Below are 23,451 nucleotides of genomic sequence, written 5' to 3' on the forward strand. Positions count from 1 at the left end.
TCTTATCGCCCCGCATCCATGTCACAACGCATACGATCCCAGCCGGTATAGTTTTTCACTTCAGGGACTTTGTCGGGTAGGCCCTGATAGTTTACTTTAAACTGGGCCGTATCATCTTTTAGAGCTTGTTTAGTAATATAATCCAGCCCCCAGGCAAGGCCAGAAGAGCCAGGTTTCAGTTTCCCATGTACAGTGCCTCCCATACCATCGTCTACAGTATATTCAATGCCTGGGCCGCCAGGCAGAATACGCGGATCTTCAAACGGCTTTGACGACATATAGAGCCGATGTTTGGTCTGCAAAAATCCCTGATCGTTGACAACGGTAAAGGACACGGCATCTTCGGCAGGCGCTCTGTTATCCCCGTTCGGTTCATTATGTCCGGGAGCAAAGCCAACAGACCTCCATGTTTGACCATAATCTTTTGAAACAAGGAAGCCATCCACTTGCCAGTTGGTAATTGCTATATATTTCTCAGAAGGGTGGATAAATTTTCGTGTAAAAATTCGATAAAACTGACTGGCTGGTGTGGTGTGAATACCTCGTTTAGTGTCCGTATACCAGAGTTCCCCTTCGCAACCCCAGCCCTTAAGCTCCAGGTAACGATGATCATCAAACCGATAAACCACTTGTGTAGGTGGCTCTTTCGCCAAACTATTCGCAGTCAGTAAAATAGTGGCCACTGCGAAAACTATACATAGTCCTTTCATGCTCAATCCTTAAGCCAGCTGGCTGTCACTTTTAGGTTTTGGCATTTCCCATTGCAATAACTTCCTTTCCTGAAAGTCTTCTGCTTTGAAAACGCCCATATCGATATACTTCGGGTTACGAACATTAGGTCGGATACCGGCATAATTATTCTCCACGCCGTATTCCCCTTTAGGCAGCACTCCATCGGGCTTATTCATGTGAAATTTGGTAAGTATTTCTGGTAACCTACCTGACCGGAAGTACTCTTTCACGTCACTCTTTTTATTCAATGGATCTCGCCAGTCCGCCAGATGTAACAACTCTTCCCAGAACTTCCCGGCCTTATAATCAAACGATTTGCACTGCCCAATCGCCACGTCAAAGGCCATCGCCTGAGACGGCGCAAATTCACTCATCACAATGGAAGAGTGCTGGCTGTAGCCTACCGGATCCGTTTTCTGCCACTCTTTTTCCAGCTCTTCACGGGTTTTTAACCAGGTAACAGACAGTACCGGATACTCTTTTGAACCCGTAACCTTCCCTTCAATGACTGTATGTTTCCGGGCAATACTTTCAATCTCAAGTTCATCAGGCGTTAAGACATGCCCCGGTTTCCAGCTAATACGCTTATAGCTGTTGAGCATATACATTGCACAGTCCGTGCGCTTAATAGCGCGGGCTTTGGCGGAATAGGAGATGTAAGCGTCCGGACTGTCCGGATCGATATAATAGGTATAAGGTTTGTCACTGGTTTTTGGATCGTTATCAGGACGGTTATCCTGCCCCTGGAGTTTAAACGTAAACGGCTCCGGTAATTCCTCGCCGTTAATGACCACATCACGAAAGTTATAACTGCTGTTCGTCAGGAATGCATATTCTGCATCCCCCTCCTTTTGTGGCGGTAACTTAAAGGGATTTGCGTTCGGGGCTTTTCCCACCTCACCGTGCTGGTAAAAGACGCGCTGATACAGATTAGGAATATCACGGGCTATTTTCTGAGGGATGCCCCGCCAGCCGAACCCCTGCACATTCTCCAGCGATACGACGCCGTCGTTCGGGCAAAAATAGTTGTACACCTTGCCGTCATTGCTCCGACAATATCGGTCATCGGTTCGCAACGGGTTATCGGAAGGTTTACGCAGGGTACAGGAGGCTTCCAGCGCCAGTATGTCACTCTCCGATATATTTTCACCCCCTTTCCATTGCGTATACATCAGGTTACAGAAGTTTTTGAAGGTGTTCTGTCTTGCGGCGTTGGTCTGTTGATATCCAGGCTGAATATTTTCAGCCACACGCGATTCCAGGGAATAGGGGGAATGGTTAAGAATGACACAATTTACCGGGTCATAACCGGCTTGCTTAACCAGCATATTCGCCAGCATGGTTATGATCGTGCCCTGACTGTGTGCCACCACATTGATAGTATCATTTGCTGTTATGGGCTCTCGGCGGATAGTCATAATCAAATCCGCCAGTCGTTGAGCGGCAAAAAACTGATAAATGCGGTGCGGGTTTTCATAAATGGGATGCGTAAAGTCACCTCCATTGAAGTGCAAAGACGCAAATCCCGCTGCGGCCACACCAAAGCCACCCGCACCCGGCCCTAACATATCCGGGATAGTGGTAGTGGCATTAGCGAAGGTCCCGCCATTTTTGGCAAAGTGCATATCAAGCACATTTTTGAAGTTATCGTTCTGGTACTTAAACGGCCCTTGTCCGTCATTACCCAGCGCCTTTTTATTTTCCAGGTTATGTTCCTGATACGCATCATAGGGCAAACGGGCGTTATCACTCAGCTTGCCAACCTCCTCGCGGTAGCGCTTCTGGTCTTCCCGGTAGTCGTCAAATGTCACCGGTTTATATCCCCAGTAAAACGGGATGATGGGCGAGCGACCGGGAGCGGTGATTCTGTAATCTTTCCATTCATGGGGATAAAAATCCTGCCGGTTAAGCCGTTTGCCCAGTCCTTTAAGAATTCCCTTCTCCTGATTCTGGTAGGCTTCACCCACGTCGTTCACCCCGTGAACCAGAATCACGATACCCGGCATCGGGCGCGGCACCCCGACACTGCGCGTCTGGGCAACTTCACCCAGACTTTTATGTACCGGAATATCGCCCTCAGAAATCACACGCGGTGCGTAGGGTCTGGTCTTCGTCTCCGTCATTCCATCAGCTCCATCAGCTCCATTTTGTAATAATAGTTTCTGTCCAGCGAAGGCTCGCTTATTCCCTCAGTTCCTGTAAATGAATGGACATCAGGAATAATGTTTTTGTTATGAAGTATATATAATAAATATCGGTTTAAGGTGGCCTGCTGCTGAACCGCCTCGGTTTTCCCTGCCATAGCCGAACATCCTTTAATAAACGGTAATTTTATTTACATAATAACACCAAGCCTTATATTAAATATGATTTAGCCATGCAAAAACAAACATCGTAGAAATAAAAACATTCATTTAATGGATTTATAAATATAAGAGAATGATTGCGCGAATATAAAATACGCACCCTCCACCCAAATTTGAATAAAAAATGAAGAATAGATTCTTTTAATCGGCAGCTCCATTCGCCGGGCGGCGGCTACGCCTTACCCGGCCTACACGGGCACGGAACCCGTAGGCCGGGCAAGGCGTAGCCGCCGCCCGGCAAAGCACTTACATCGAATAACCCGGCTTCTTAATAAGCTCATCCAGCTTCGGGCCAATCTCCGTATCCCAGACCTGTGCTTTCCAGTCCGCTTCCTGAACTTCGTTCAGGGCCACGGAGATGGAGCGATCTTTACTGTTCAAATGACGGGTGATCACCTCGGCGATATCCGCTGCCAGGGCGGTTTTTTGTTCGTCGTTCAGGTCGCGGGGAAAACATTTGATATCAACGTGTGGCATATGCAGGGCTCCTTTTGAATGTGCATTCCAGACTAGCAGAGAATGTTGTTGTCTTTTAACACCTTGTGCAGTTTCGGGAGCTTGCACAGGCTATCGGCAATCGCCGTGATGTTCGGCGTGTTGGCGGCAAACCAGTCCGGGCGGGGTCCCCAGATGCGCATCACGCACAGGTAGCAGTCCACCAGCGTGATCTCTTCGCCAAAGGCATAGGGGGCGGCCTTCAGGTGATTATCCAGCCACAGATAGAGCGATTTACGGTATTCAATGCAGTTTTTTTGCAACTGGTCAGGCGCATCCGGCGCCCAACGCTCCGGGTAATCCGCATAGGTAAAAGTGGGATAAACGTTAGCGACCAGCCAGATCAGCAGGCGCTGAAACTGCTGACGCTCCGCGCGTCCGACCGGGGGCGCCAGCTCCGGACAGCGGTCGAGGATCATCAACGCGATCGCCGCCGTTTCTGTCATGATCTCGCCATTTTCCAGCTCGAGGGTCGGGACCTGACACAGAGGATTGAGTTTTTCCAGCAGCTCTCGCGTGGCACCCGGTTTATCGAAACCCTCGACGTCGATGAACTGATAGGGAATGTCGGCCAGGGTCAGCATCACCTCACTGATGGCTGAGCCCCAGCCCGGTACGCCATAGACTTTAATCATGCTCTCTCCACTTGCGGGTCAAAACCCTAAGTGTAGAGCAGCATCAGTAGGTGATCCCCGGCGGATTGACCACCGACTGCGCCACCGCTTCACCCTGCTCGCCCCAGCGCGCCAGCACCCGCTGGTACTCACCCCGCTGGATAGCCCCGTCCAGCGCGGCCTGTAAGGCATACACCAGCTCGTTACCCTTTTTGGTGGTGGTCGCCACATAGGCTTTTTTCGGCCCCAGCCCCACCACCTTTGTTTTGCCGGTAAGCGCCGCTTTATAGGCCGAGACCGACTGCGGGCCAAAGAACACATCCGCCCTGCCGGACTGAATATAGAGATTGCCGGAGGCGTCGTCGGTCAGGTAAACCGGTAGCGCTGGCTCACGCCCGGCATTTTTGTTCTCCTCGTTCCAGCCCAGCAGGATGCGTTCCTGGTTGGTGCCGGACCCGACAATCACCTTCTTGCCCGCCAGATCGGCGGCGTTTTTGATCGTCTGCACCTCACTGGTGGATTTCACCGAGAAGGCCAGGTTATCGACGCGATAGGTGGCGAAATCAAACTTCTGTTTCCGCTGCTCGGTCACCGCAATGTTCACCAGCGCCACGTCATAGCGCCCGGAGGTGATGCCCAGCGGCCAGTCCTCCCACGCCGTCGGCACCAGTTTGAGCTTTAAGCCGAGGCTGCCCGCCAGCAGCCGGGCGATGTCCGGGTCGCTGCCGATGCGGGTGCGGTTGTCGCTGGCCAGCAGCGCCAGCGGCGGTGAGTTGAGGGCCGAAATCGCCACGGTTAAGGTTCCTGGTTCAACAAACTTGTAGCTGGCCGGGATCTTCGCCACCGCCTGCGGATCTACCGTCACCGGCAGCGGCTGCTCGTTGGCCTTTAAATCAATCTCCGCGTGGCTTGCAGAGGCCACCAGTAACAATGCCAGTACTCCCTTTTTCATCTTCTCTCCTCAAAGCACTTTGGACAGGAACTGCCGCGTTCGGGCGTGGGACGGACGGTTCAACACCTCGTCGCTGCTGCCCTGCTCAACAATTTTGCCGTCGACCATAAACACCACCTGATCCGCCACTTCACGGGCAAAGCCAATCTCATGGGTCACCACCACCAGCGTAGTGCCGGAGCGGGCCAGCTTTTTGATGACGTCCAGCACCTCGCCCACCAGTTCAGGATCCAGGGCCGAGGTCGGTTCATCAAACAGGATCACCCGTGGGCGCAGCGCCAGAGCGCGGGCAATGGCGATCCGCTGCTGCTGTCCGCCGGAAAGATGGCGCGACCAGGCGTCGGCTTTATCCCGCAGCCCCACCACGTCCAGCAGATCGTAAGCCCGCTCGATGGCCGCTTTACGGCTCAGCTGTTTGTGGGCAATGGGGGCCTCAATCAGGTTCTCCAGCACCGTCAGATGCGGGAACAAGTTAAAGTTCTGGAACACGTAGCCCACGTTAACGCGCTGCTTGAGAATCGCCTTCTCCTTCAGCTCGTAGAGCGTGTTGCCCTCCCGGCGATAGCCGATGTAGTCCCCGTCAATCTGGATAAAGCCTTCATCCACGCGTTCAAGGTGGTTGATGGTGCGCAGCAAAGTCGATTTACCCGAGCCGGACGGCCCGAGGATCACCGTTACCGAGCCCGGGGGGATCTCCAGCGAGACGTTATCCAGCGCCTTGTGGCGGCCAAAAAACTTGCTTACGCCGGTAATGGAAATATGTCCTTCAGGAGAGGCTTGCATGGACAGGCTCCTGTGTCGATTGGGTGGTCACGGAACGGCTGCGGGTGGCGCGGGTGCTGTTCACCGCCGAGCGTCGCTCGCTGCGGGCCAGACCGCGTTCAACCAGATGCTGAATGGCGGAGAGCACGGTGGTGATCACCAGATACCAGACGGCACCGACCATCAGCAGCGGGATCACCTCCTGGGTGCGGTTGTAGATCATCTGGATGGTGTAGAACAGTTCCGGCATCGCCAGGACGTACACCATCGCCGTGCCCTTGGCGAGGCTGATAATTTCGTTGAACCCGGCCGGGAGAATGGTGCGCAGCGCCTGAGGCAGAATGATGCGCAGGGTGCGGCGCGATGCCGGTAAACCCAGCGCTGCGGCGGCTTCGTACTGGCCGTGATCGACCCCTAAGAAGCCGCCGCGAATGATCTCCGCGGTATAGGCGCTCTGCACCAGCGTCAGCCCCACCACCGCGGTGGAGAATTGCCCCAGTACGTTGATCGTTTCATAGCTGCCCCAGGTGATGCCGGTAAAGGGCACGCCAAGGGAGAGCGTGTCGTACAGATAGGAGAAGTTGTAGAGGATGATCAGGACCACAATCAGCGGCAGGGAGCGGAACAGCCAGATATAGCCCCACGCCAGACTGCTCAGCAGCCACGAGGAGGAGAGCCGTGCCAGCGCCAGCATGCCGCCGATCACCACGCTGAGGGCGGTGCCGATCAGCGTCAGCAGCAGCGTCTGTCCCACCCCTTCGAGGATCACCGGGTCAAAGAACCAGCGGGCAAAGACCGCCCATTCCCAGCGCGGATTAAAGGCCACCGACTGGATGACCACCGCCAGGACAAACAGCGCGACAACGGCGCCTGCGGTGCGCAGCGGGTAGCGCGCCGGGACCACTTTGATGGTTTCAACGTTGCTCATCGTCGTTCCTCATGCTGATTTACTGAACGCTTCGCGTACCAGCGTTTTGGTGAAGCGCAGCCGTCCATCGAACGGCGGCTGGCTGTACTCTTCCGGGTCGCGGGACAGGTCGAACTGCGCCGCGTAGCCCTGGCTCAGGTAGAGCCGTACCGCTTCCGGCTGGCGAAAGCCGGTGGTGAGGTAGATCTGGCTGTAGCCGGCCAGCACCGCCCGCCTCTCCAGCTCCTGCACCACCCGGGCGGCAAGCCCCTGCTGACGCAGGGATTTGTCGGTCCAGATACGTTTGATCTCGGCGGTCTGCGCATCAAAAGGTTTATATGCGCCGGTGGCGATAATTTTTCCGTCGCGCTCCAGCACAATAAACAGCCCCTGAGGCGCCAGATACCACTCGGTCAGTTCCACCTCGGCATCTTTAGAGAAGTAGTCGCCGTAGCGCGCCGCGTACTCGCCGAACAGCCCCTCGATAATGGGCTGAAGATCGGCGTCCTCCGGCGATACGTCGCGAAAAAGGTCGCTCATGGGATCTCCTTAGTCGCCGAGGCCGGCCGGGTTAACTTCTGAATTCGGGATGCGCTCCACGCCTTCACCCCAGCGGTTCAGCACCTTGTCGTAGTCGCCGTTCTTGATCACGCCGTTGAGCGCGGTCTGCACCGGCTCCGCCAGGCCGCTGCCTTTTTTCAGGGTCACGGCAATGTGCGCCGCTTTTGGCCAGCCGCCATCCACGCTGCCCACCAGTTTGGTCTTCCCGTTCAGGGCTGCTTTCCAGGCACCAATCACGTTCGGGCCAAAGTAGGCGTCCGCGCGGCCAGACTGCAGCGCCAGCGTCTGGGCGGCATCATCCTTGGTGTAGATCGGCGTGAACGGCTTCAGCCCCTTCTTCTGGTTTTCGGCATCCCACGCCAGCAGGATCGCTTCCTGGTTGGTGCCGGAACCCACGATAATCCGCAGCCCGGCGATGTCTTCCGCCGTCTCAAGTTTCTTGATTGGACTGGTGGATTTCACGTAGAAGCCCAGCGAGTCTTTACGGTAGGTGGCAAAGTCGAACTTCTCTTTGCGCTCTTTGGTAACGGTGATGTTGCTGATTGCCGCGTCGTATTTCCCGGACGTCACGCCCAACGGCCAGTCCTCCCAGGAGGTCGGCACCACATTTAGCTCCAGCCCGAGGCTGTCAGCCACCAGACGGGCGATATCGGCCTCGCTGCCAATCAGGGTTTTGTTGTCATCGGCAAACACCGTCAGCGGCGGCTGGCTGAGCCCGGCGATCGCCACGGTGAATTTCCCCGGCACTACCGGCTTAAAGCTGGCCGGGAGCTGGGCGATAGCTTCCGGGTTTTTCGCGGTATTGATCGGCGTTTTGTTGGCCTCGAGGCTCACCCCGGTGCCGTTAATATTGACGTTCTCTGCCCAGACGGCAGGGGTAAAGGCCAGCGCGAGCGCCAGAATAAGCGATGATTTTTTCATGGCAGGTTCTCTTAAGATTTCATTATTGTTGTGTGAACTGATTTACAGGCTGCTCTAACCCCAGGCTCTCACGCAGGGTGGTGCCGGGATATTCAGTGCGGAACAGGCCGCGCGCCTGCAACAGCGGCACCACCTGGTCAACAAAACGCGGGAAGGTGTCCGGCGTGCCGCCCTGGATGATAAAGCCATCCGCCGCATAGCCTTCAAACCACTGCTGCAGGCCGTCGGCCACCTGCTCCGGGGTGCCGGAAAAACGCGGACGCGGCGAGGCGGCTTCCAGCGCCACCTGACGCAGGGTTAAGTTGCGCTCCCGGGCGTTGCGTTTGATCTCGTCCGTGGTGCTGCGGAAGCTGTTTTTGCCAAGATCGCCGATATCAGGGAAGGCCTCATCCAGCGGATACTGGCTGAAGTCGTGATGCTCGAAGTAGCGGCCAAGATAGTTCAGGGCATCGTTGATGGAGACCAGCGCCGCGGTGGTCTGGTACTGCTCCTCCACGTCGTCAGCATCGTTTCCGACAATGACGCTCACCCCCTGGAAGATGTGCAGCTCGTCGGCACTGCGACCATGCTGTTTGAGCTGGCTTTTCACGTCGTGCCAGAACGCCTGGGCCTCCTCAAAGGTTTCGTGATGGGTGAAGATGGCGTCGGCATGTTTCGCCGCCAGCTTTTTGCCGTCGTCAGAGGCCCCGGCCTGGAAGACGATCGGCCTGCCCTGTGGGGTGCGGCCAATGTTCAGCGGCCCCGCCACCTTAAAGAAATCGCCGTGGTGATCGAGGGTGTGCAGCTTTTCAGGGTCGAAGAACTGCCCGGTCTCTTTGTTGCGCACAAAGGCATCGCCCTCCCAGGAGTCCCACAGCCCTTTCACCACGTCGAGATACTCGTCGGCGATGCGGTAACGCAGGGCGTGTTCGGGGTGCTTGTCGCGGGAGAAGTTCTTCGCCGACCCTTCCAGCGGCGACGTCACCACGTTCCAGCCTGCCCGGCCATTGCTCAGGTGATCGAGGCTGGCAAACTGACGCGCCACGGTGAAGGGCTCGCTGTAGGAGGTGGACAAGGTCCCCACCAGCCCCAGCCGTGAGGTGACGGTCGCCAGCGCCGACAGCAGGGTCAGGGGCTCAAAGCGGTTGAGGAAATGCGGAATCGACTTCTCGTTGATGTACAGGCCGTCGGCGACAAAGATAAAGTCGAGCTTGCCCGCTTCGGCCTTCAGGGCCGTCTCTTTGACGAATTCAAAATTGATGCTGGCATCGGCGGGAGCCGCCGGGTGACGCCAGGCCGACATGTTCCCCGATGCGCCGTGCAATATGGTGCCAAGACGCAGCTGTCGTGTTGCGGACATATTCACTCCTTACCCTTAAAGTTGATTCAGTGCTTTTTCCGCAAGCCGGGCGAAGTATCGCGCGGCGGGTTCGATTAAGGCTTCGTCCGGGTTAAAGGCCGGATGATGCAAACCATACTGGCTGGCGCTGCCGATGCTGACGAAGGCGCCGGGGATCTGCTGCAGGTAGACGGCGAAATCCTCCCCACCCATGTGCAGCTCGGCCTGCTGCGTTTCGTAGCCGGTTTCCCGCGCCACCGAGGTGGCAAACTCGGCCCAGGTCGCATCGTTGACCAGCGCGGTGGGCCCGGCGTACCAGGTGATATCGATCTGCGCGTTAAAGGCGCTGGCGAACCCGGCGGCGATCTCCGCCACCCGGGCCTTCACGTTCTGCTGCACCTCGGTGCGATGGGTTCTGAGGGTGCCTTCCAGCTCGACGCTTTCCGGCAGGACGTTCCAGGTGTTGCCCCCGGTAATGCGCGTTACGCTCAGCACCACCGAATCAAGCGTGTTTACGTTGCGGCTGGCGACGCTTTGCAGCGCAGTCACCAGCTGGCTGGCGATCACGATGGCGTCGTTGCCTTCATGCGGGCGGGCGGCGTGGGCCCCTTTGCCGGTAATGCGAAATACAAAGCGGTCGACGTTGGCGTAGAACGGGCCGCCACGGGTGGCAAAGTGCCCCACCGGTAAGCCCGGCTCGTTATGCATGCCGAAGATGGCGCTGACGTCGCGCAGGGCACCGGCGCGGACCAGGCTTTTCGCGCCGCCGAAGTTCTCCTCCGCGGGCTGGAACAGGATCCGCACCCTGCCGTTAAGCTCGCTTTCCCGCGCTTTCAGCTTCAGGGCCGCGCCGAGGATCACGCTGGTGTGAACGTCGTGGCCGCAGGCGTGCATGACGCCGGCGCGCTGAGAGGTGAAGGCCACGCCGCTGCGCTCCTCAATCGGCAGGGCATCGATATCCGCACGCAGGGCGATCTGTTTGTCGCCCTTGCCCACTTCGGCCACCACGCCGGTCGCCAGGTCGTAAGGCAGAACCTTAATCCCGGCATCCCCCAGCCACTGACGCAGGCGGGCGGTGGTTTCCACTTCTTCGCCGGAGAGCTCCGGGTTCTGGTGCAGTTCGCGGCGCCACGCGATCAGCTGTTGTTCGAGGCTCATACCGCCACCTCCTTTTGCTGTCTGGCCTGGGCCAGCAGACGCAGGGACTGTACGCGGGCCGCGCCGTCGGCGACGGGGGTATCGATGATGAACTCATCAATGCCCCACTGCTGATGCAGCGCATCCAGCTGTTCGAGCACGGATTCTGCGGTGCCTGCCAGCAAAGACTGGGCGCGACGGGCGATACGCAGCGGCTCGCTGCCCGCCTGACGGGCAAAGGCGTAAGCCTGCTCTTCGCTGGCGACGGTCACCCGCTGGCCGTTGGCAAGCTCAACGCCCCACACTTCTACTGCGCTTGCCAGCGCTTCGGCCTGCTCCTGGGTTGGGGCCACGATGGCCTGCACTGCGACAATCACCTCCCGGGCGCTGTGGGCGCGCCAGGTGCCGATCACCTCGCGAAGCAAATCGGGATCGCCATTCAGATGGGCGGCAAAAACGAAGTCCCAGTCGAGGCTGGCGGCGAGGCGCGCGCTCTCCGTGCTGGCTCCCAGCAGGAAACCCGCCGCAGGCACCTGCGGCTGCGGGGTGGCGCGAACCGCCTCCTCCTGTGACGTCGGCTTGATCCAGCCGTTCAACTGAGCCAATTGGGACGCGAAATCGCCCTTCTCCTGCTGGCTGAGGCCGAGCTGTAACGCCCTGGTCGAGAGCGGCAGACCGCCGGGTGCTTTGCCGACGCCCAGATCCACGCGACCGGGTGCGATGGCCGCCAGCAGGTTGAAGTTTTCCGCTACTTTGTACGGGCTGTAGTGTTGCAGCATCACCCCGCCGGAGCCGACGCGAATGCGACGCGTCTGCCCCAGGATCCAGGCAATCAGCAGCTCCGGCGACGGGCTCGCCAGCTGAGGGGTGTTGTGGTGTTCGGCAATCCAGAAGCGGTGATAATCCAGGGTTTCGGCCTGCTGCGCCAGGCTCAAGGTGCGCGCCAGCGCATCGGCGGCCGTTTCGTGTTCTGCGACAGGACTTTTATCCAGAATGCTGATTCGCCAGGACATGTTGCAATCTCGTTTGACTAAACATGTCGCCATTATTAAAGGGCGATTTCACCTCTGAGAAACAATTAATTTACATTTGGTTTGCCGGATTTCAGATATACAGCACTGGATTACAGCGAAGAACGTAGCCCGGCGATCAGGGCGTCGGCCTGCTGGCGGGAGGTGATGCGCACGAAGCGAATGTGGGCATAGTTCGGGTTGTGCATGTCTGATTCATAGCGGGCCCGGTTGCTGCGCCAGGTTTTGATGGTCCACAGCAGGATGGAATCACGGCTGAAGAAGGAGCGGCGAAAGCTCTCCCGGTTGCCGGTACCGGGCCACAATTCCTGCTGCGTCCAGGCGCGTTTCGCCGCGCGGGTCACCGCCTGGCGCAGGGTGCGGGCCAAGCCGTAATCCACCCACACCACCAGATCGACCTCACGCCACTTCACGGGGCGGGTGCGGTTGTAGTTACCGTCCAGCACCCAGCCGGGGCTGGCGCTGAGGGCGGTCTCCAGCTTCGCCAAGAGGACGTCATCCGGGGTGCCCTGCCAGTCAGGGCGCCAGTACAGGGTGTCCATTTCGATACAGGGAAGCGCCAGTTCGGCGGCAATTCTGCGGGCCAGGGTGCTTTTTCCGCTGCCGCTGGTGCCAATAATATTAATTTTCATCGTTTCATCGCGGATCGGATAACGGGGTCAATATCATAATGTTTAATCAGTGTTAATGAAACGCTATTTCTGGTAGTCCGGTTTTTGTCATGGATCCATTAATTCCTTTATATTTGGCTTAAGTCGGGTTATTCCCCGTCGGACTTTATATCTGCGCTTTGTTGATTGCATTTTTATTACATCAGATGCCGTTAACAGATAAAAAATAGTTAATTGTGACGCTATCCAACTGATTAGATTTTGTGGAGAATACGCCGTCCGTTCTTTTTAAAAATAACAATTTTCTCTTGCCTGAACTCTTTTTGGGCGGCTTTACTTTACTCAGACATCACCCGGAGTTATTCATGAGGCGTAACATTCACGTTACACAAAACGAGTATTTGCTTAACGAAGGCTCGACCTTAATGTCGACCACCGATACACAAAGTCATATTACTTACGCGAATTCAGCCTTTATTGATGCCAGTGGTTATAAAGAAGAACATCTTATTGGTGAGCCCCACAATGTGATCCGCCACCCGGATATGCCTCCTGAGGCGTTCGGCGATATGTGGTTTACCCTGCAGCAGGGCGAGAGCTGGACCGGCATGGTGAAGAACCGTCGTCACAACGGGGATCATTACTGGGTGCGGGCCAACGTGACGCCGGTTTATCAAAATGACGCCCTGACCGGTTATATCTCTGTGCGAAATATACCCTCGCGCCAGGAGATTGACGCCAGTGAAGCGCTTTACGAGCGGGTGCGAAATAATGAGTTAAAAGGCCACCGTTTTTATAAAGGCGTGCTGGTACGTCGGGGTGTTCTCTCTTTTCTTTCACTATTTAAACGGCTCAGCATCACGAAACGCGTTAATTACGCCCTTGGGATTACCGCCCTGCTCACTTTCGCCGTTCCTTTATTTCTTCCTGCCGGGATAATACAGACAGTGGCGCTGACGCTGCTGTTTATTATGCTTGGGTTGTTTCTTAACAACCAGATTTGTCAGCCGTTAAAAACCATCGTAAAACAGATGCAGCGTGTGGTTTCGGGTCGCAAAACGGATCACAGCCATTTCGATCGCGTCGATGAATTAGGCTTAATGATGCGGCTGGTTAATCAATCCGGCTTAAACCTCAACTCGCTGGTGGATGATGTCGGGGCGCAGATCGGCGGCATCCGCGATATCAGCCAGCAGGTGGCGCAAGAAGGCGATGCGCTGCAGGCCCGCTCGGAGGAGACGGCGGACGATCTGCAGCAGACCGCCGCCGCGGTAGAAGAGATTGCCAGCGCGGTTAAGCAGACTGCCGAAACCGCAGAAGAGGCGATCCAGATGGCCGACCAGACCAGCGCCAGCGCCTACCGCGGCGAGGCGGTGATGAAGCAGACCATCGGCGTGATGCAGTCTGTCTCGCGCGATAACGGCCAGATTGTGGATATCATCGCGGTAATCGACCGTATCGCTTTCCAGACCAACATCCTGGCGCTCAATGCCGCGGTGGAAGCCGCCCGCGCCGGGGAAGCCGGACGCGGATTTGCGGTAGTGGCCGCAGAAGTGCGTAATCTGGCCCAGCACTCAGCCTCTGCGGCGAAAGAGATCGCGGCGCTGATCGAGAAAAACGTCGCCAGCGTCAATGCCGGGGTGGATATGGTGGAGCAGACCGAAACCCAGCTGACCACTATGATTGGCAACGTGCTGAACATGTCGGCTCTGATAAAAGAGATTGGACACGCCACCCAGGAGCAGACCCAGGCCCTGAGCCTGATTAATGAATCCATTTCCCGTATTGGGGTGATGACCCACAACAACAGCGGGATGGTGGAGCACGTCACCCAGGCGGCTAACCACCTGACCCAGCGCACCACCCGCCTGCAGCAGGCGATTGCGGTGTTCGGGGGCTAAGATCGTTGGGGCGAAAATGTATTTTCGCCCTAATATTAAGAGAAGTGGTATCTGGACCTGGGTAAATTGACGAACCACCTTGCTAAAGGTTATGTTCATCCCTGGAATTTCCAGAATCGTTCAGAAGGTAACTGGCATGAGAAAAAAAACCGTCACAAAAGCCCAAATTTATCGTTCCGTTGCCAGTTCAACAGCCATCGAAACAGGCGTGTCTGTGCAAAAAATTGAGCAGCAACTTAAACAGAATCTGGCTCAGGCTAAAGCCGTTGGTCTCGCCCGTTAATCGGGCAAAATATCGTTAACCAGTTGCATCATTGGGCTGTAGTTCCCCGCTACACCGGCCTGGATAGCTCTGAAATAGAAATCTTTATGCTCGTCCCACAGGCTGTAATCCAGTACGCCTTTTCCCGCCAGAACCGAATGTACATCGCAAAGTAGGCGCGACAGACGCCCATTACCCTCTCTGAATGGATGGATTAAAATAAACTCAACATGACATTCAGCCAGATACTTCACCAGCTCAATACGAGTCAGGGATTTTAGTCCATCGGAACGGGTAAGAAACTGCTTCTCAAAGCCAGCAATCAGTAAAGGGATCCTGTCGGCTGCGGCAAATTGAAAACCGTCTTTCCTAAGGTTGGCATTGCGCAATCTCCCGGCCCAATCGTAAACATTCCCCAGCCACTGGCGATGCCACTCCCGGATATGTTCAAAAGTCAGCGGTGCAGTTGGTCGGTCTTCGATAAACAATTGTTCATACAGCAACAGCAATAAGCCGGACTCCAGTGCATCCATTTCACTGGCATCAATGATCCCTAACCTGTTCACCAGAACCGAGTCATCTGAGCCAGGCTGGTAACGCTCTTCAGCGGAATTAAGTTCATATTTTGGCAAGCATTAACCTCCCCTCCAATAAATTCACAACGTTGCATCCTGCATGATCTGGATGGTAATCGAACGATCGTAGCGTTTTAGATTCACCTTATCTACCGCGATTCAGTGAATGGTCGCTGCGTGGCCTGATATCTTACGCCCTGTTCCTGACGACTCACCACCGCCGCAAAAATGGCTAACCCGGCGAAAAGGTCATATCTTTTTATAGCGACGATCGCCGCCGGGGGCCCTGAATGAATGCAGAGAAACTGACGTTAGCGTGCTCACTGCTCGCCTGGGGGGTGCTCTATTATCTGCTGGGCTGGCTCTCGCTCTTCCTCGACGGGCCCGACATCCGGACCGCCTTTATCTGGTTGCCATCTGGCGTCGCCGTCGCCGCTTTTCTGCTCACCGCTAAAAAACAGTGGCTCGCGCTGGGGCTGGTGCTGTTTATCGCCCGTCTTGCACTGGGCATAACCTTCCACCATACGTTTCACGTGTCACTGGTGCTGGGGACGTTTTCACTCCTCAGCCATCTGGGTATCGCCTGGTCGGTGCGCCACTTCTCTCGGGGTTACGATCGGCTGCACAAAATCGTCAACTGGATCATTGCCACGGTTGTCTTCAGCACCCTGAGCGCGCTGGCGGGCGTGGTCTGGCTCTCTTACCTTGCGGGCACCCTGCAAATGGCGTGGTTCTGGCTCGCCTGGAGCGCCAACGTTACCGGCACGCTGTTCGTTACGCCGCCGCTGATGGGTCTGCTGGCACCGGATAAAGATCCGCGGCGTGAGTCGCTGGGGGGCGTTTGTCTGGTGTTCGCGATCCTGCTGGCCACGCTGTTTATCTTCAGCGAGGTGCCCGACCGCAGCGATAATATCGCCCTGATCTACTCTCTGGCCTGCCTGCCGTTGATTCTGCTCACCGCCACCACCGTGGTGTGCGGTAATCGCCTGGCGTCGCTGGCGTTTATCCTGTTCAGCGCGGTGGTGATCTACGCCTCCTGGCGGGAAACCGGCCCTTTCTGGCTCGCCCGCCTGACGGCTGAAGAGTCGATTTTGCTGGCGCAGTGCTACCTCTCCGCCGCCGCCCTGCTGCTGGTCTTTATCCGCGCCCAGAAAACGCACCGGCAAAGGGATATTCAGGCCCGGAGTATTGCCTACTCCCTCGATCCTGAGACCGGCAGGCTGGTGTGGGATCCCCATGCTGACCCGACACTTGCCGCGGCATTAGCCCCGGTTAACAGCCGGGAGGCGCTGCTCTCCCGCATTCCCGACCCGGAACAGCAGGCGCAAATGGCCGCCCGCTGGCAGGCAACGGCAAAAGGCCAGCCGGTCGCCGAACGATTTCGCTTTACGCTGACCCTTGCAGGCCACCCGCCCGTGGCGATAACAGAGCGAAATATGCTGCTGATGGCGGACAGGGATCGCCCGGTGATTGTGGCATTCTGGTCTGAGGATAAAGGAAGCCTGTTTCAGCCCACGCCGCAGGAGGAGAGTTAACGATGCTGCAAATCGCCTTTTTACTCGCCGGGGCAGGTTTTGTCCGCAAAGCGGCACCCTTCTTTATGCTGGCGGGCATTTTGTGGGGCGGACTGGGGCTGGCGATTTTTATCGACGGCTTACAGGGCGGGCTGCATTTTCCGCTGCATGTCTTTGGCCTGTTTCTGCTCCTCGACAGCCTGGTTTCTCTGACGCTGGGCTCGGCGGCGAAGGGAACCCAGCGCGGGATCTTCTACTTCAAGGGCGGTCTGTTTCTGCTGATCGCCATGTTGATTTTATCCGGGCGGCATGACGGCACCCTGGCGCTGGCCATCGTCTTTGGCATTGCGTACTTCATTACCGGCCTGTTCACCATCGCCTCTGCCGTGGTGGTGCGGTTCAGCCACTGGCGACGCGCCCTGATGGCAGGCGTAGCGCAGATCCTGTTTGCGATTTTCTTGTTCCTGCCGTTTCCTACGGAGCACGACGGCACCGTCTCGCAGTTTATCGGCATGGTGATGCTCACCGGCGGGGTGCAGTCGGTCATCCTCTCCCTGCGCATGCGCCAGATCCGCCACGGCCGCTCGGTGTTTGATATTCTCGCCCCGCAGGCGCTGATCCCCGGCCCGCGCGAGGCGCTGCCGCCTGTCGTTACGAACACCTCGGGCAATCAGCTGATCGTCCACGTCTGGACCCCGGAAGGATCGGCAAAACAGCAGACCCTGCCGCGTCCGGTGATTAACCGCTATATCGCCGCGGTGGATGCCAACGGCGTGATCTCAACCGGCCATGCGGCGCTTGAGTGCCCGCCGGAACTCTATATCAGCCTCTATCCGGCGGCGGAGATCGACCGTTCCCCTTCCGAGTTCTTTAACCTGCTGAAGGCCGTGGAGGCGAACACCGTGGCGGGAAAATACCAGCCCAGCTACCGCTACGAGGCAGGGATCTGGTGCGAGTCGGACCGCAAAATCCACTTCTCGACCTTTAATGCCGCCTCGTTAACCGGATTCTGGACCCAGTACCGGCAAACCGAAACGTACAACCTGACCTGGCGCAACTGCTCCAGCAGCGTGGCCTATGCTCTGGAGGCGGCGCTGGACGGCGCGCTAAAAGAGCGCTGCGCCCGGGGCGGCTTTGTGCGCCTGCTGTTTATACCGGAACTGTGGATCGCCGCGCAGTTGCGCAAACGCGCCACCAATATGGCCTGGACGCCCGGGCTGGTGCTGGACTACACCCGGGCGCTGCACGCCATCGTTCATCCCGGCGACGTCTCGCTTGTTGCGCTGATCAAAAAGCGGCTATTTACGCCTGCGGATACTGCTCGTCGCTAACCTTTTCCAGCCACTCCACCGGGCTGCCTTTCACCGCTTCGGCAATGGCGATATGGGTCATCGCCGTCTGAGCGCAGGCACCGTGCCAGTGTTTAACGCCCGGTGGGATCCACGCGATATCGCCCTGATTGAGTACTTCTGCCTCTTTGCCCCACTCCTGCAACCAGCCGCGCCCCTGGGTGACGATCAGGGTCTGGCCCAGCGGATGGGTGTGCCATACGGTGCGCGCACCCGGCTCGAAGGTGACGGTCGCCCCACCCACTTTCGCCGGTTCGGTGGCCTGAAACGGCGCGTCGATGCGCACGGTGCCGGTAAACCAGGCTTCCGGGCCACGGGCAGACGGTAATGAACCACTACGGATAATTTTCATGCTGACTCCTCGTTTGCTGTTGCGTTAACAGTAGCGCATGCGAACGGCGAGGATTAGACTGCATAATCAGAAAGGAACCATGAGCAAAATTCATATATCCGGAGAGACGCGATGCTGAAAGACAACTTCAACGATCTGCTGTCGTTTATGGTGGTTGCCCGGGAGCGCAGCTTCACCCGCGCGGCGGCCCAGCTTGGCGTGTCGCAATCGGCCCTCAGCCACGCCATGCGCAATCTCGAAGCCAGGCTGGATATGCGCCTGCTTACCCGCACCACCCGCAGCGTGGCCCCTACCGAGGCGGGAGAACAGCTGTTTATGCGCCTCAGCCCGCACCTGCTGGAGATTGAGCAGGAGCTGACCGCCCTGCGCGATATGCGTGACAAACCGGCGGGCAATATCCGCATTACCGCCGGAGAGCACGCCATGAGCGCGGTGCTGTGGCCGGTGCTGAAGCCCTTTATGGCCCAGTACCCGGACATTCATGTGGAGGTGACGGTGGATAACGGCCTGACGGATATCGTCGACGGGCGTTTTGATGCCGGGGTGCGCTTAGGCGAGCAGGTGGCGAAGGATATGATTGCGGTGCGCATCGCGCCGGATATGCGGATGGCGGTGGTCGGCTCCCCGGACTATTTTGCCCGCTTTGGTGAGCCGCAAAGCCCGGAACAGCTGGCGGATCACCGCTGCATCAACATGCGTCTGCCGACGCGCGGCGGTCTGTACGCGTGGGAGTTTACTCAGGAGGGGCGGGAGATCCGCGTCCGGGTGGACGAACAGCTCACCCTGAACAACCTGCCCCAGCGACTGGATGCCGCTGAGGCCGGTCTGGGGCTGACGTATGTCCCGGAGGACACGGTGCAGGAGGCCATCAGCCAGGGGCGGCTGTTACGGGTACTGGAGGCGTACTGTCCGGCGTTTGACGGCTATCACCTTTACTACCCCAGCCGCCGTCAGCACACCACCGCCTTTGCCCTGCTGGTAGAAGCGCTGCGGCGTAGCTGATCTATTTTCCGACGCGGGACATCAGATGCTGCAATACGTTTTTCTCTAAACGCATTCAATGTAGGCAGATTCATTTATGTCTACTACAGCCACAAACTGCTTGTGGTTATGAACAGAGTTCATCAATTACCGGCACGAACTATTTACTTCGATACGCATCACTTTCACTCCGTTATTTTTTGCGTCGAATATTAATTGCAGGTAGGATGCTTCGCCATGTTTTGCCTTATCCATACGCAGAATGACTGGAAAGGCAGAATATTTCCGCGCGGAAGCAATCGTTTGTATTGCCGCTGCGGGTTACGGACATCATGAAAGTGATTTTGACAGGTAAACAGGTAACTCAATGAAAACAAGCAATAAAAGCGCAGCCGATCATCATGCTGCGAAACGTCGCTGGTTGAATGCCCACGAAGAGGGCTATCACAAGGCGATGGGCAACCGTCAGGTGCAGATGATCGCCATCGGCGGCGCTATCGGTACCGGGCTGTTTTTAGGCGCAGGCGCACGTCTGCAGATGGCGGGCCCGGCCCTCGCGCTGGTCTATTTGGTGTGCGGGATCTTCTCCTTCTTTATTCTCCGTGCCCTTGGCGAACTGGTGTTACACCGTCCGTCCAGTGGCAGCTTCGTCTCCTACGCCCGTGAGTTCCTCGGTGAAAAGGCTGCCTACGTGGCGGGCTGGATGTACTTTGTGAACTGGGCGATGACCGGGATCGTCGACATCACCGCCGTGGCACTGTACATGCACTACTGGGGCGCGTTTGGCGATGTGCCGCAGTGGGTGTTTGCCCTTGGCGCGCTGGCTATTGTCGGTACCATGAACATGATCGGCGTGAAGTGGTTCGCCGAGATGGAGTTCTGGTTTGCGCTGGTAAAAGTGCTGGCGATCGTTATCTTCCTGGTAGTGGGTACCGTGTTCCTTGGCACCGGCAAACCGCTGGACGGCAACATGACCGGCTTCCACCTGATCACCGATAATGGCGGTTTCTTCCCGCACGGCCTGCTGCCCGCGCTGGTGCTGATCCAGGGCGTGGTCTTCGCCTTTGCCTCCATCGAACTGGTGGGTACGGCGGCGGGCGAATGTAAAGATCCCGAGAACATGGTGCCGAAAGCGATCAACAGCGTGATCTGGCGTATCGGCCTGTTCTATGTCGGCTCCGTGGTGCTGCTGGTGCTGCTTCTGCCGTGGAACGCCTATCAGGCGGGCCAGAGCCCGTTCGTGACCTTCTTCTCGAAGCTCGGCGTGCCGTACGTGGGCAGTATCATGAACATCGTGGTCCTGACGGCGGCGCTCTCCAGCCTGAACTCCGGTCTGTATTCAACGGGCCGTATTCTGCGCTCCATGTCTATGGGCGGCTCTGCGCCGAAGTTTATGTCGAAGATGAGCAAGCAGCAGGTGCCTTACGCGGGCATTCTGGCGACGCTGGTGGTCTACGTCTTTGGCGTGTTCCTGAACTATCTGGTGCCGTCGCAGGTGTTTGAGATCGTCCTCAACGTCGCGGCGCTGGGCATTATCGCCTCCTGGGCCTTTATCGTGGTGTGCCAGATGCGTCTGCGCAAAGCGATCAAAGAAGGCACTGCGGCTGACGTCAGCTTTAAAATGCCGGGCGCACCGGTCACCTCCTGGCTGACCCTGCTGTTCCTGTTCAGCGTGCTGGTGCTGATGGCGTTCGATTATCCGAACGGAACTTACACCATCGCCACTATTCCACTGCTGGCGGTTCTGCTGGTAGCAGGCTGGTTTGGCGTGCGTAAGCGCGTGCATGAGATCCACAGCACCGCACCGGTACACCCGAATGATGAAAAGCGGGATGGTCCGCTGGTGGAAGAAACATCACGGTAAAAGCGTAGATTAAAAAGGGAAGGCTTAGCCTTCCCTTTTTTTTGCCCGGCGGCGCTGCGCTTGCGCGGGCCTAGGGTTTCGGAGGGATCCGCGCAATCACCTTAATTTCGAAATCAAACCCTGCAAGCCAGGTCACCCCGATGGCGGTCCAGTTCGGATAAAGAGGCTTCGGAAAGAGAGACTGTTTAACCTGCATGATCGTTGAAAACTGATTTTGCGGATCGGTATGAAAGGTGGTGACATCAATTAGATCCTCAAAAGTACACCCCGCCGCAGCCAGTGTCGCTTTCAGATTATCAAACGCAAGCTGCACCTGAGCGGCAAAATCCGGCTCCGGCGTACCGTCGGCGCAACTTCCTACCTGACCAGAAACAAACAGCAAATCACCGGAACGGATCGCGGCAGCGCGAAAAGCCTTTGCTGAGAAGGGCTTTGCTGAGGCATCAATGGATGAACTCACGGCCAGCGTGGGGCTGACCCGCGGGGCGCTGTACCACAATTTTGGCGATAAAAAAGGTCTCCTCGCCGCCGTTGTCGCTCAGATGGACGGTGAAATGGCGCAACGCGCTAAGGCTGAGGCCGCAGATGCGGGTGATGATTGGGAGAAACTGTTAGCGGAAGGCGTCGCCTATATCAAAATGGCGCTCGACCCCGAAGTCAGACGTATCGTTCTGCTTGATGGGCCCGCTTTTCTGGGCGATCCCGCGCAGTGGCCTGGCCAGCTGAGCTGCCTTGAATCCACCCGCCAGAGCATCCAGAAAATGCTCGATCGCGGTGTGATAAAAGCGGTGGATGCTGACGCCGCGGCCTATATGTTAAACAGCGCAGCCATGAATGCTGCTCTGTGGATAGCCGCCAGCCAGGATCCACAGAGGGCGCTGCCTGCCATTACGGAGGTGTTTACACTGCTGGCAAGCGGCCTGTGCCAACGTCCGCAATAAATGTACCGCCTTTTGCCCGGCGGCGCTGCGCTTGCACGGGCCTACAAAACCGCACACAACCGTAGGCCGGGTAAGGCGCAGCCGCCACCCGGCACAACCACGCGCGAACTTACAGCGCGATACGGATCACGTCATCCGGTTGGGTGGCTTCCTGCTGGCGGGTCGACTTCTGCTTCACCGTCACGTACAGGGTTTTACCGTCGGCGGAGAGCGCCAGGCTGTTCGGGAAGGTCGGGGTGTCGTGGGTTTTGGTCACTTTATAGGTTTTCGCGTCAATCACGCTCACCTTACCCGCTTCACGGTGGGTCACGTAGGCTTCATCACGTGCCGGGTTGAACAGCACCGCCAGGGATTCAGGCGCGGCCACTTTGCTGATGACGCTGCCGTCTTTCAGGGAAACCACCAGCACTTCCGGCTGTTTGGAGTCGGTAATAAACGCACGCTGGCCCTTCACGTCGAGGCTCAGGTTCAGGTAGAAGTGCTCTTTCCCGTCGTCCTGCAGCTTCTTACGCTCGATGATTTTGTTGATGGCAGTGTCGATAGTCACCAGCTCGCCGTCGCCGTTAGTGGTGTACAGACGCTTCGCCTGCGCATCCAGCGCCAGGCCGGTGCTGAACTTGCCGGTACCGGAGATGGTCTCTTTCAGCTTCAGCGTTTCGCCATCCACCACCCAAATCACGCTCTCTTTACCGATGCCGGTAATGTACACGCTGTTGGTAGTGTCATCCGCGACCAGCTCGCGCGGCTGCAGCGGTTTTACCGTTTCGCTACGCTTGCGGTCATCAAGCACCAGACGGCCCTTCACGTCACCGGTTTTAGCGTCAATGGCGGTTACCGCACTGTTGGTGGTGTTACCAAACCACAGCGTCTGGGTGGCGTTGTTGATGGTGGCACCAAACGGTTTCAGGTCGCTATGAATGGCCTGCGTCACTTCCAGCGTCAGCGGATCGAGACGGTACACCACCCCACCTTTATCCGTTTTGCGGCTCTGGGTGGTGGCAACCCACAGCGCATTCTCCTGCTGGCTGACGGCCATTTCGTACGCGCCTTTACCAACCGCTTTACGCAGCATCTCTTCTGCGGCATGAACATTAAAAGTACCGGCGACCAGCAGAGAACCCAACAGCAATGAGCCACGCAGACGCGGCGAGCACAGGTGACGTAAATTCATAACAACTCCCTTTTGAGTAAATGGTATCGCTGACATCGCTTCCGGCTGGCAAAGTCATCGCTTCGCCTGATTATTGATGAGAATAGTAATCATTATTTATCTCAATGTGGAGTAATTCTTGCTCGCAACGGGCC

23 protein-coding genes and 1 pseudogene are annotated in these 23,451 nt (G+C 57.2%); 7 read left to right on the top strand and 17 right to left on the bottom strand.

Annotated elements, in window-relative coordinates; genetic code table 11:
* Nucleotides 1-2 precede the first annotated feature (2 nt).
* From ACOYA6_RS07195 to ACOYA6_RS07255, 13 genes and pseudogenes are all read right to left on the bottom strand, one after another.
* Nucleotides 3-710, bottom strand: coding sequence for a T6SS immunity protein Tli3 family protein (locus ACOYA6_RS07195; protein ID WP_422654373.1), 708 nt, complete (start codon nucleotides 708-710; stop codon nucleotides 3-5).
* 9 nt (nucleotides 711-719) lie between these two features.
* Nucleotides 720-2,855, bottom strand: a complete 2,136-nt coding sequence (locus tag ACOYA6_RS07200; protein WP_422654374.1) for a T6SS effector phospholipase Tle3 domain-containing protein — start codon at nucleotides 2,853-2,855, stop codon at nucleotides 720-722.
* Nucleotides 2,852-3,034 (bottom strand): hypothetical protein, encoded by a 183-nt coding sequence (locus tag ACOYA6_RS07205; protein WP_422654375.1) that lies wholly within the window; start codon nucleotides 3,032-3,034, stop codon nucleotides 2,852-2,854. The genes ACOYA6_RS07200 and ACOYA6_RS07205 overlap by 4 nt, the downstream gene beginning before the upstream one ends.
* Nucleotides 3,035-3,344: 310 nt before the next feature.
* Nucleotides 3,345-3,575, bottom strand: a complete 231-nt coding sequence (gene pptA, locus ACOYA6_RS07210) for a tautomerase PptA (RefSeq protein ID WP_039028695.1) — start codon at nucleotides 3,573-3,575, stop codon at nucleotides 3,345-3,347.
* Between the two features lie 32 nt (nucleotides 3,576-3,607).
* On the bottom strand, nucleotides 3,608-4,228 hold the full coding sequence (locus ACOYA6_RS07215) for a glutathione S-transferase family protein (RefSeq protein ID WP_138369012.1): 621 nt from the start codon (nucleotides 4,226-4,228) through the stop codon (nucleotides 3,608-3,610).
* A 43-nt stretch (nucleotides 4,229-4,271) separates the two neighbouring features.
* Nucleotides 4,272-5,159, bottom strand: a complete 888-nt coding sequence (locus ACOYA6_RS07220) for a transporter substrate-binding domain-containing protein (protein WP_422654376.1) — start codon at nucleotides 5,157-5,159, stop codon at nucleotides 4,272-4,274.
* A gap of 9 nt (nucleotides 5,160-5,168) precedes the next feature.
* Nucleotides 5,169-5,942 carry an amino acid ABC transporter ATP-binding protein gene (locus ACOYA6_RS07225; RefSeq protein WP_039028692.1) on the bottom strand — a complete coding sequence of 258 codons (774 nt, stop codon included), beginning with the start codon at nucleotides 5,940-5,942 and terminating at the stop codon, nucleotides 5,169-5,171.
* Nucleotides 5,926-6,849, bottom strand: coding sequence for an amino acid ABC transporter permease (locus ACOYA6_RS07230; RefSeq protein WP_422654377.1), 924 nt, complete (start codon nucleotides 6,847-6,849; stop codon nucleotides 5,926-5,928). The genes ACOYA6_RS07225 and ACOYA6_RS07230 overlap by 17 nt, the downstream gene beginning before the upstream one ends.
* Before the next feature lie 9 nt (nucleotides 6,850-6,858).
* Complete coding sequence (locus tag ACOYA6_RS07235; RefSeq protein ID WP_039028690.1) at nucleotides 6,859-7,368, bottom strand: GNAT family N-acetyltransferase; 510 nt, start codon at nucleotides 7,366-7,368, stop codon at nucleotides 6,859-6,861.
* 9 nt (nucleotides 7,369-7,377) lie between these two features.
* Nucleotides 7,378-9,649, bottom strand: a pseudogene (locus tag ACOYA6_RS07240) (NtaA/DmoA family FMN-dependent monooxygenase).
* Between the two features lie 15 nt (nucleotides 9,650-9,664).
* Entirely contained in the window at nucleotides 9,665-10,786 is a 1,122-nt protein-coding gene (locus tag ACOYA6_RS07245; protein ID WP_422654378.1) for a M20 peptidase aminoacylase family protein, read from the bottom strand.
* A complete protein-coding gene (locus tag ACOYA6_RS07250; RefSeq protein WP_422654379.1) occupies nucleotides 10,783-11,778 on the bottom strand; it encodes an LLM class flavin-dependent oxidoreductase in 996 nt (331 codons plus the stop codon). Before ACOYA6_RS07250 ends, ACOYA6_RS07245 begins: the two co-directional genes overlap by 4 nt.
* A 110-nt stretch (nucleotides 11,779-11,888) precedes the next feature.
* Nucleotides 11,889-12,428, bottom strand: coding sequence for a P-loop NTPase family protein (locus tag ACOYA6_RS07255; RefSeq protein ID WP_422654380.1), 540 nt, complete (start codon nucleotides 12,426-12,428; stop codon nucleotides 11,889-11,891).
* A 344-nt stretch (nucleotides 12,429-12,772) separates the two neighbouring features.
* Between ACOYA6_RS07255 and ACOYA6_RS07260 the strand changes: the two genes are divergently transcribed.
* Nucleotides 12,773-14,308 (top strand): methyl-accepting chemotaxis protein, encoded by a 1,536-nt coding sequence (locus ACOYA6_RS07260; RefSeq protein ID WP_422654381.1) that lies wholly within the window; start codon nucleotides 12,773-12,775, stop codon nucleotides 14,306-14,308.
* Nucleotides 14,309-14,444: 136 nt separating this feature from the next.
* Nucleotides 14,445-14,591 (top strand): hypothetical protein, encoded by a 147-nt coding sequence (locus ACOYA6_RS07265; protein ID WP_138369021.1) that lies wholly within the window; start codon nucleotides 14,445-14,447, stop codon nucleotides 14,589-14,591.
* Here the strand turns inward: ACOYA6_RS07265 and ACOYA6_RS07270 are convergent.
* Nucleotides 14,588-15,202, bottom strand: coding sequence for a Fic/DOC family protein (locus ACOYA6_RS07270; protein ID WP_139565156.1), 615 nt, complete (start codon nucleotides 15,200-15,202; stop codon nucleotides 14,588-14,590). The two genes, ACOYA6_RS07265 and ACOYA6_RS07270, sit on opposite strands and share 4 nt — an antisense overlap.
* Before the next feature lie 233 nt (nucleotides 15,203-15,435).
* On the opposite strand from ACOYA6_RS07270, the gene ACOYA6_RS07275 reads away from it, so the two are divergent.
* On the top strand, nucleotides 15,436-16,680 hold the full coding sequence (locus tag ACOYA6_RS07275) for an MASE1 domain-containing protein (RefSeq protein ID WP_422654382.1): 1,245 nt from the start codon (nucleotides 15,436-15,438) through the stop codon (nucleotides 16,678-16,680).
* A gap of 2 nt (nucleotides 16,681-16,682) precedes the next feature.
* Complete coding sequence (locus tag ACOYA6_RS07280) at nucleotides 16,683-17,990, top strand: HdeD family acid-resistance protein (RefSeq protein WP_139565158.1); 1,308 nt, start codon at nucleotides 16,683-16,685, stop codon at nucleotides 17,988-17,990.
* On the opposite strand, the gene ACOYA6_RS07285 is transcribed toward ACOYA6_RS07280, so the two are convergent.
* Nucleotides 17,962-18,360, bottom strand: coding sequence for a (R)-mandelonitrile lyase (locus ACOYA6_RS07285; RefSeq protein ID WP_422654383.1), 399 nt, complete (start codon nucleotides 18,358-18,360; stop codon nucleotides 17,962-17,964). The genes ACOYA6_RS07280 and ACOYA6_RS07285 overlap by 29 nt on opposite strands.
* Before the next feature lie 111 nt (nucleotides 18,361-18,471).
* On the opposite strand from ACOYA6_RS07285, the gene ACOYA6_RS07290 reads away from it, so the two are divergent.
* Together ACOYA6_RS07290 and ansP are read left to right on the top strand one after the other, a co-directional pair.
* Nucleotides 18,472-19,362: a LysR family transcriptional regulator gene (locus tag ACOYA6_RS07290; RefSeq protein ID WP_422654384.1), complete on the top strand. Its 891-nt coding sequence runs from the start codon at nucleotides 18,472-18,474 to the stop codon at nucleotides 19,360-19,362.
* 346 nt (nucleotides 19,363-19,708) lie between these two features.
* Complete coding sequence (ansP, locus tag ACOYA6_RS07295; RefSeq protein WP_138369026.1) at nucleotides 19,709-21,205, top strand: L-asparagine permease; 1,497 nt, start codon at nucleotides 19,709-19,711, stop codon at nucleotides 21,203-21,205.
* Between the two features lie 70 nt (nucleotides 21,206-21,275).
* Here the strand turns inward: ansP and ACOYA6_RS07300 are convergent, their stop codons facing one another.
* On the bottom strand, nucleotides 21,276-21,665 hold the full coding sequence (locus ACOYA6_RS07300) for a RidA family protein (protein WP_422654385.1): 390 nt from the start codon (nucleotides 21,663-21,665) through the stop codon (nucleotides 21,276-21,278).
* Here ACOYA6_RS07300 and ACOYA6_RS07305 point away from each other — a divergent pair.
* Nucleotides 21,601-22,146, top strand: coding sequence for a TetR/AcrR family transcriptional regulator (locus tag ACOYA6_RS07305; protein ID WP_422654512.1), 546 nt, complete (start codon nucleotides 21,601-21,603; stop codon nucleotides 22,144-22,146). The two genes, ACOYA6_RS07300 and ACOYA6_RS07305, sit on opposite strands and share 65 nt — an antisense overlap.
* A 109-nt stretch (nucleotides 22,147-22,255) precedes the next feature.
* Here the strand turns inward: ACOYA6_RS07305 and yncE are convergent, their stop codons facing one another.
* Nucleotides 22,256-23,317 (bottom strand): 7-bladed beta-propeller protein YncE, encoded by a 1,062-nt coding sequence (gene yncE / locus ACOYA6_RS07310; RefSeq protein WP_422654386.1) that lies wholly within the window; start codon nucleotides 23,315-23,317, stop codon nucleotides 22,256-22,258.
* Between the last annotated feature and the right edge of the window lie 134 nt (nucleotides 23,318-23,451).

This window comes from Leclercia barmai, assembly GCF_049312895.1.
In the GTDB taxonomy this organism is placed as follows: domain Bacteria; phylum Pseudomonadota; class Gammaproteobacteria; order Enterobacterales; family Enterobacteriaceae; genus Enterobacter; species Enterobacter barmai.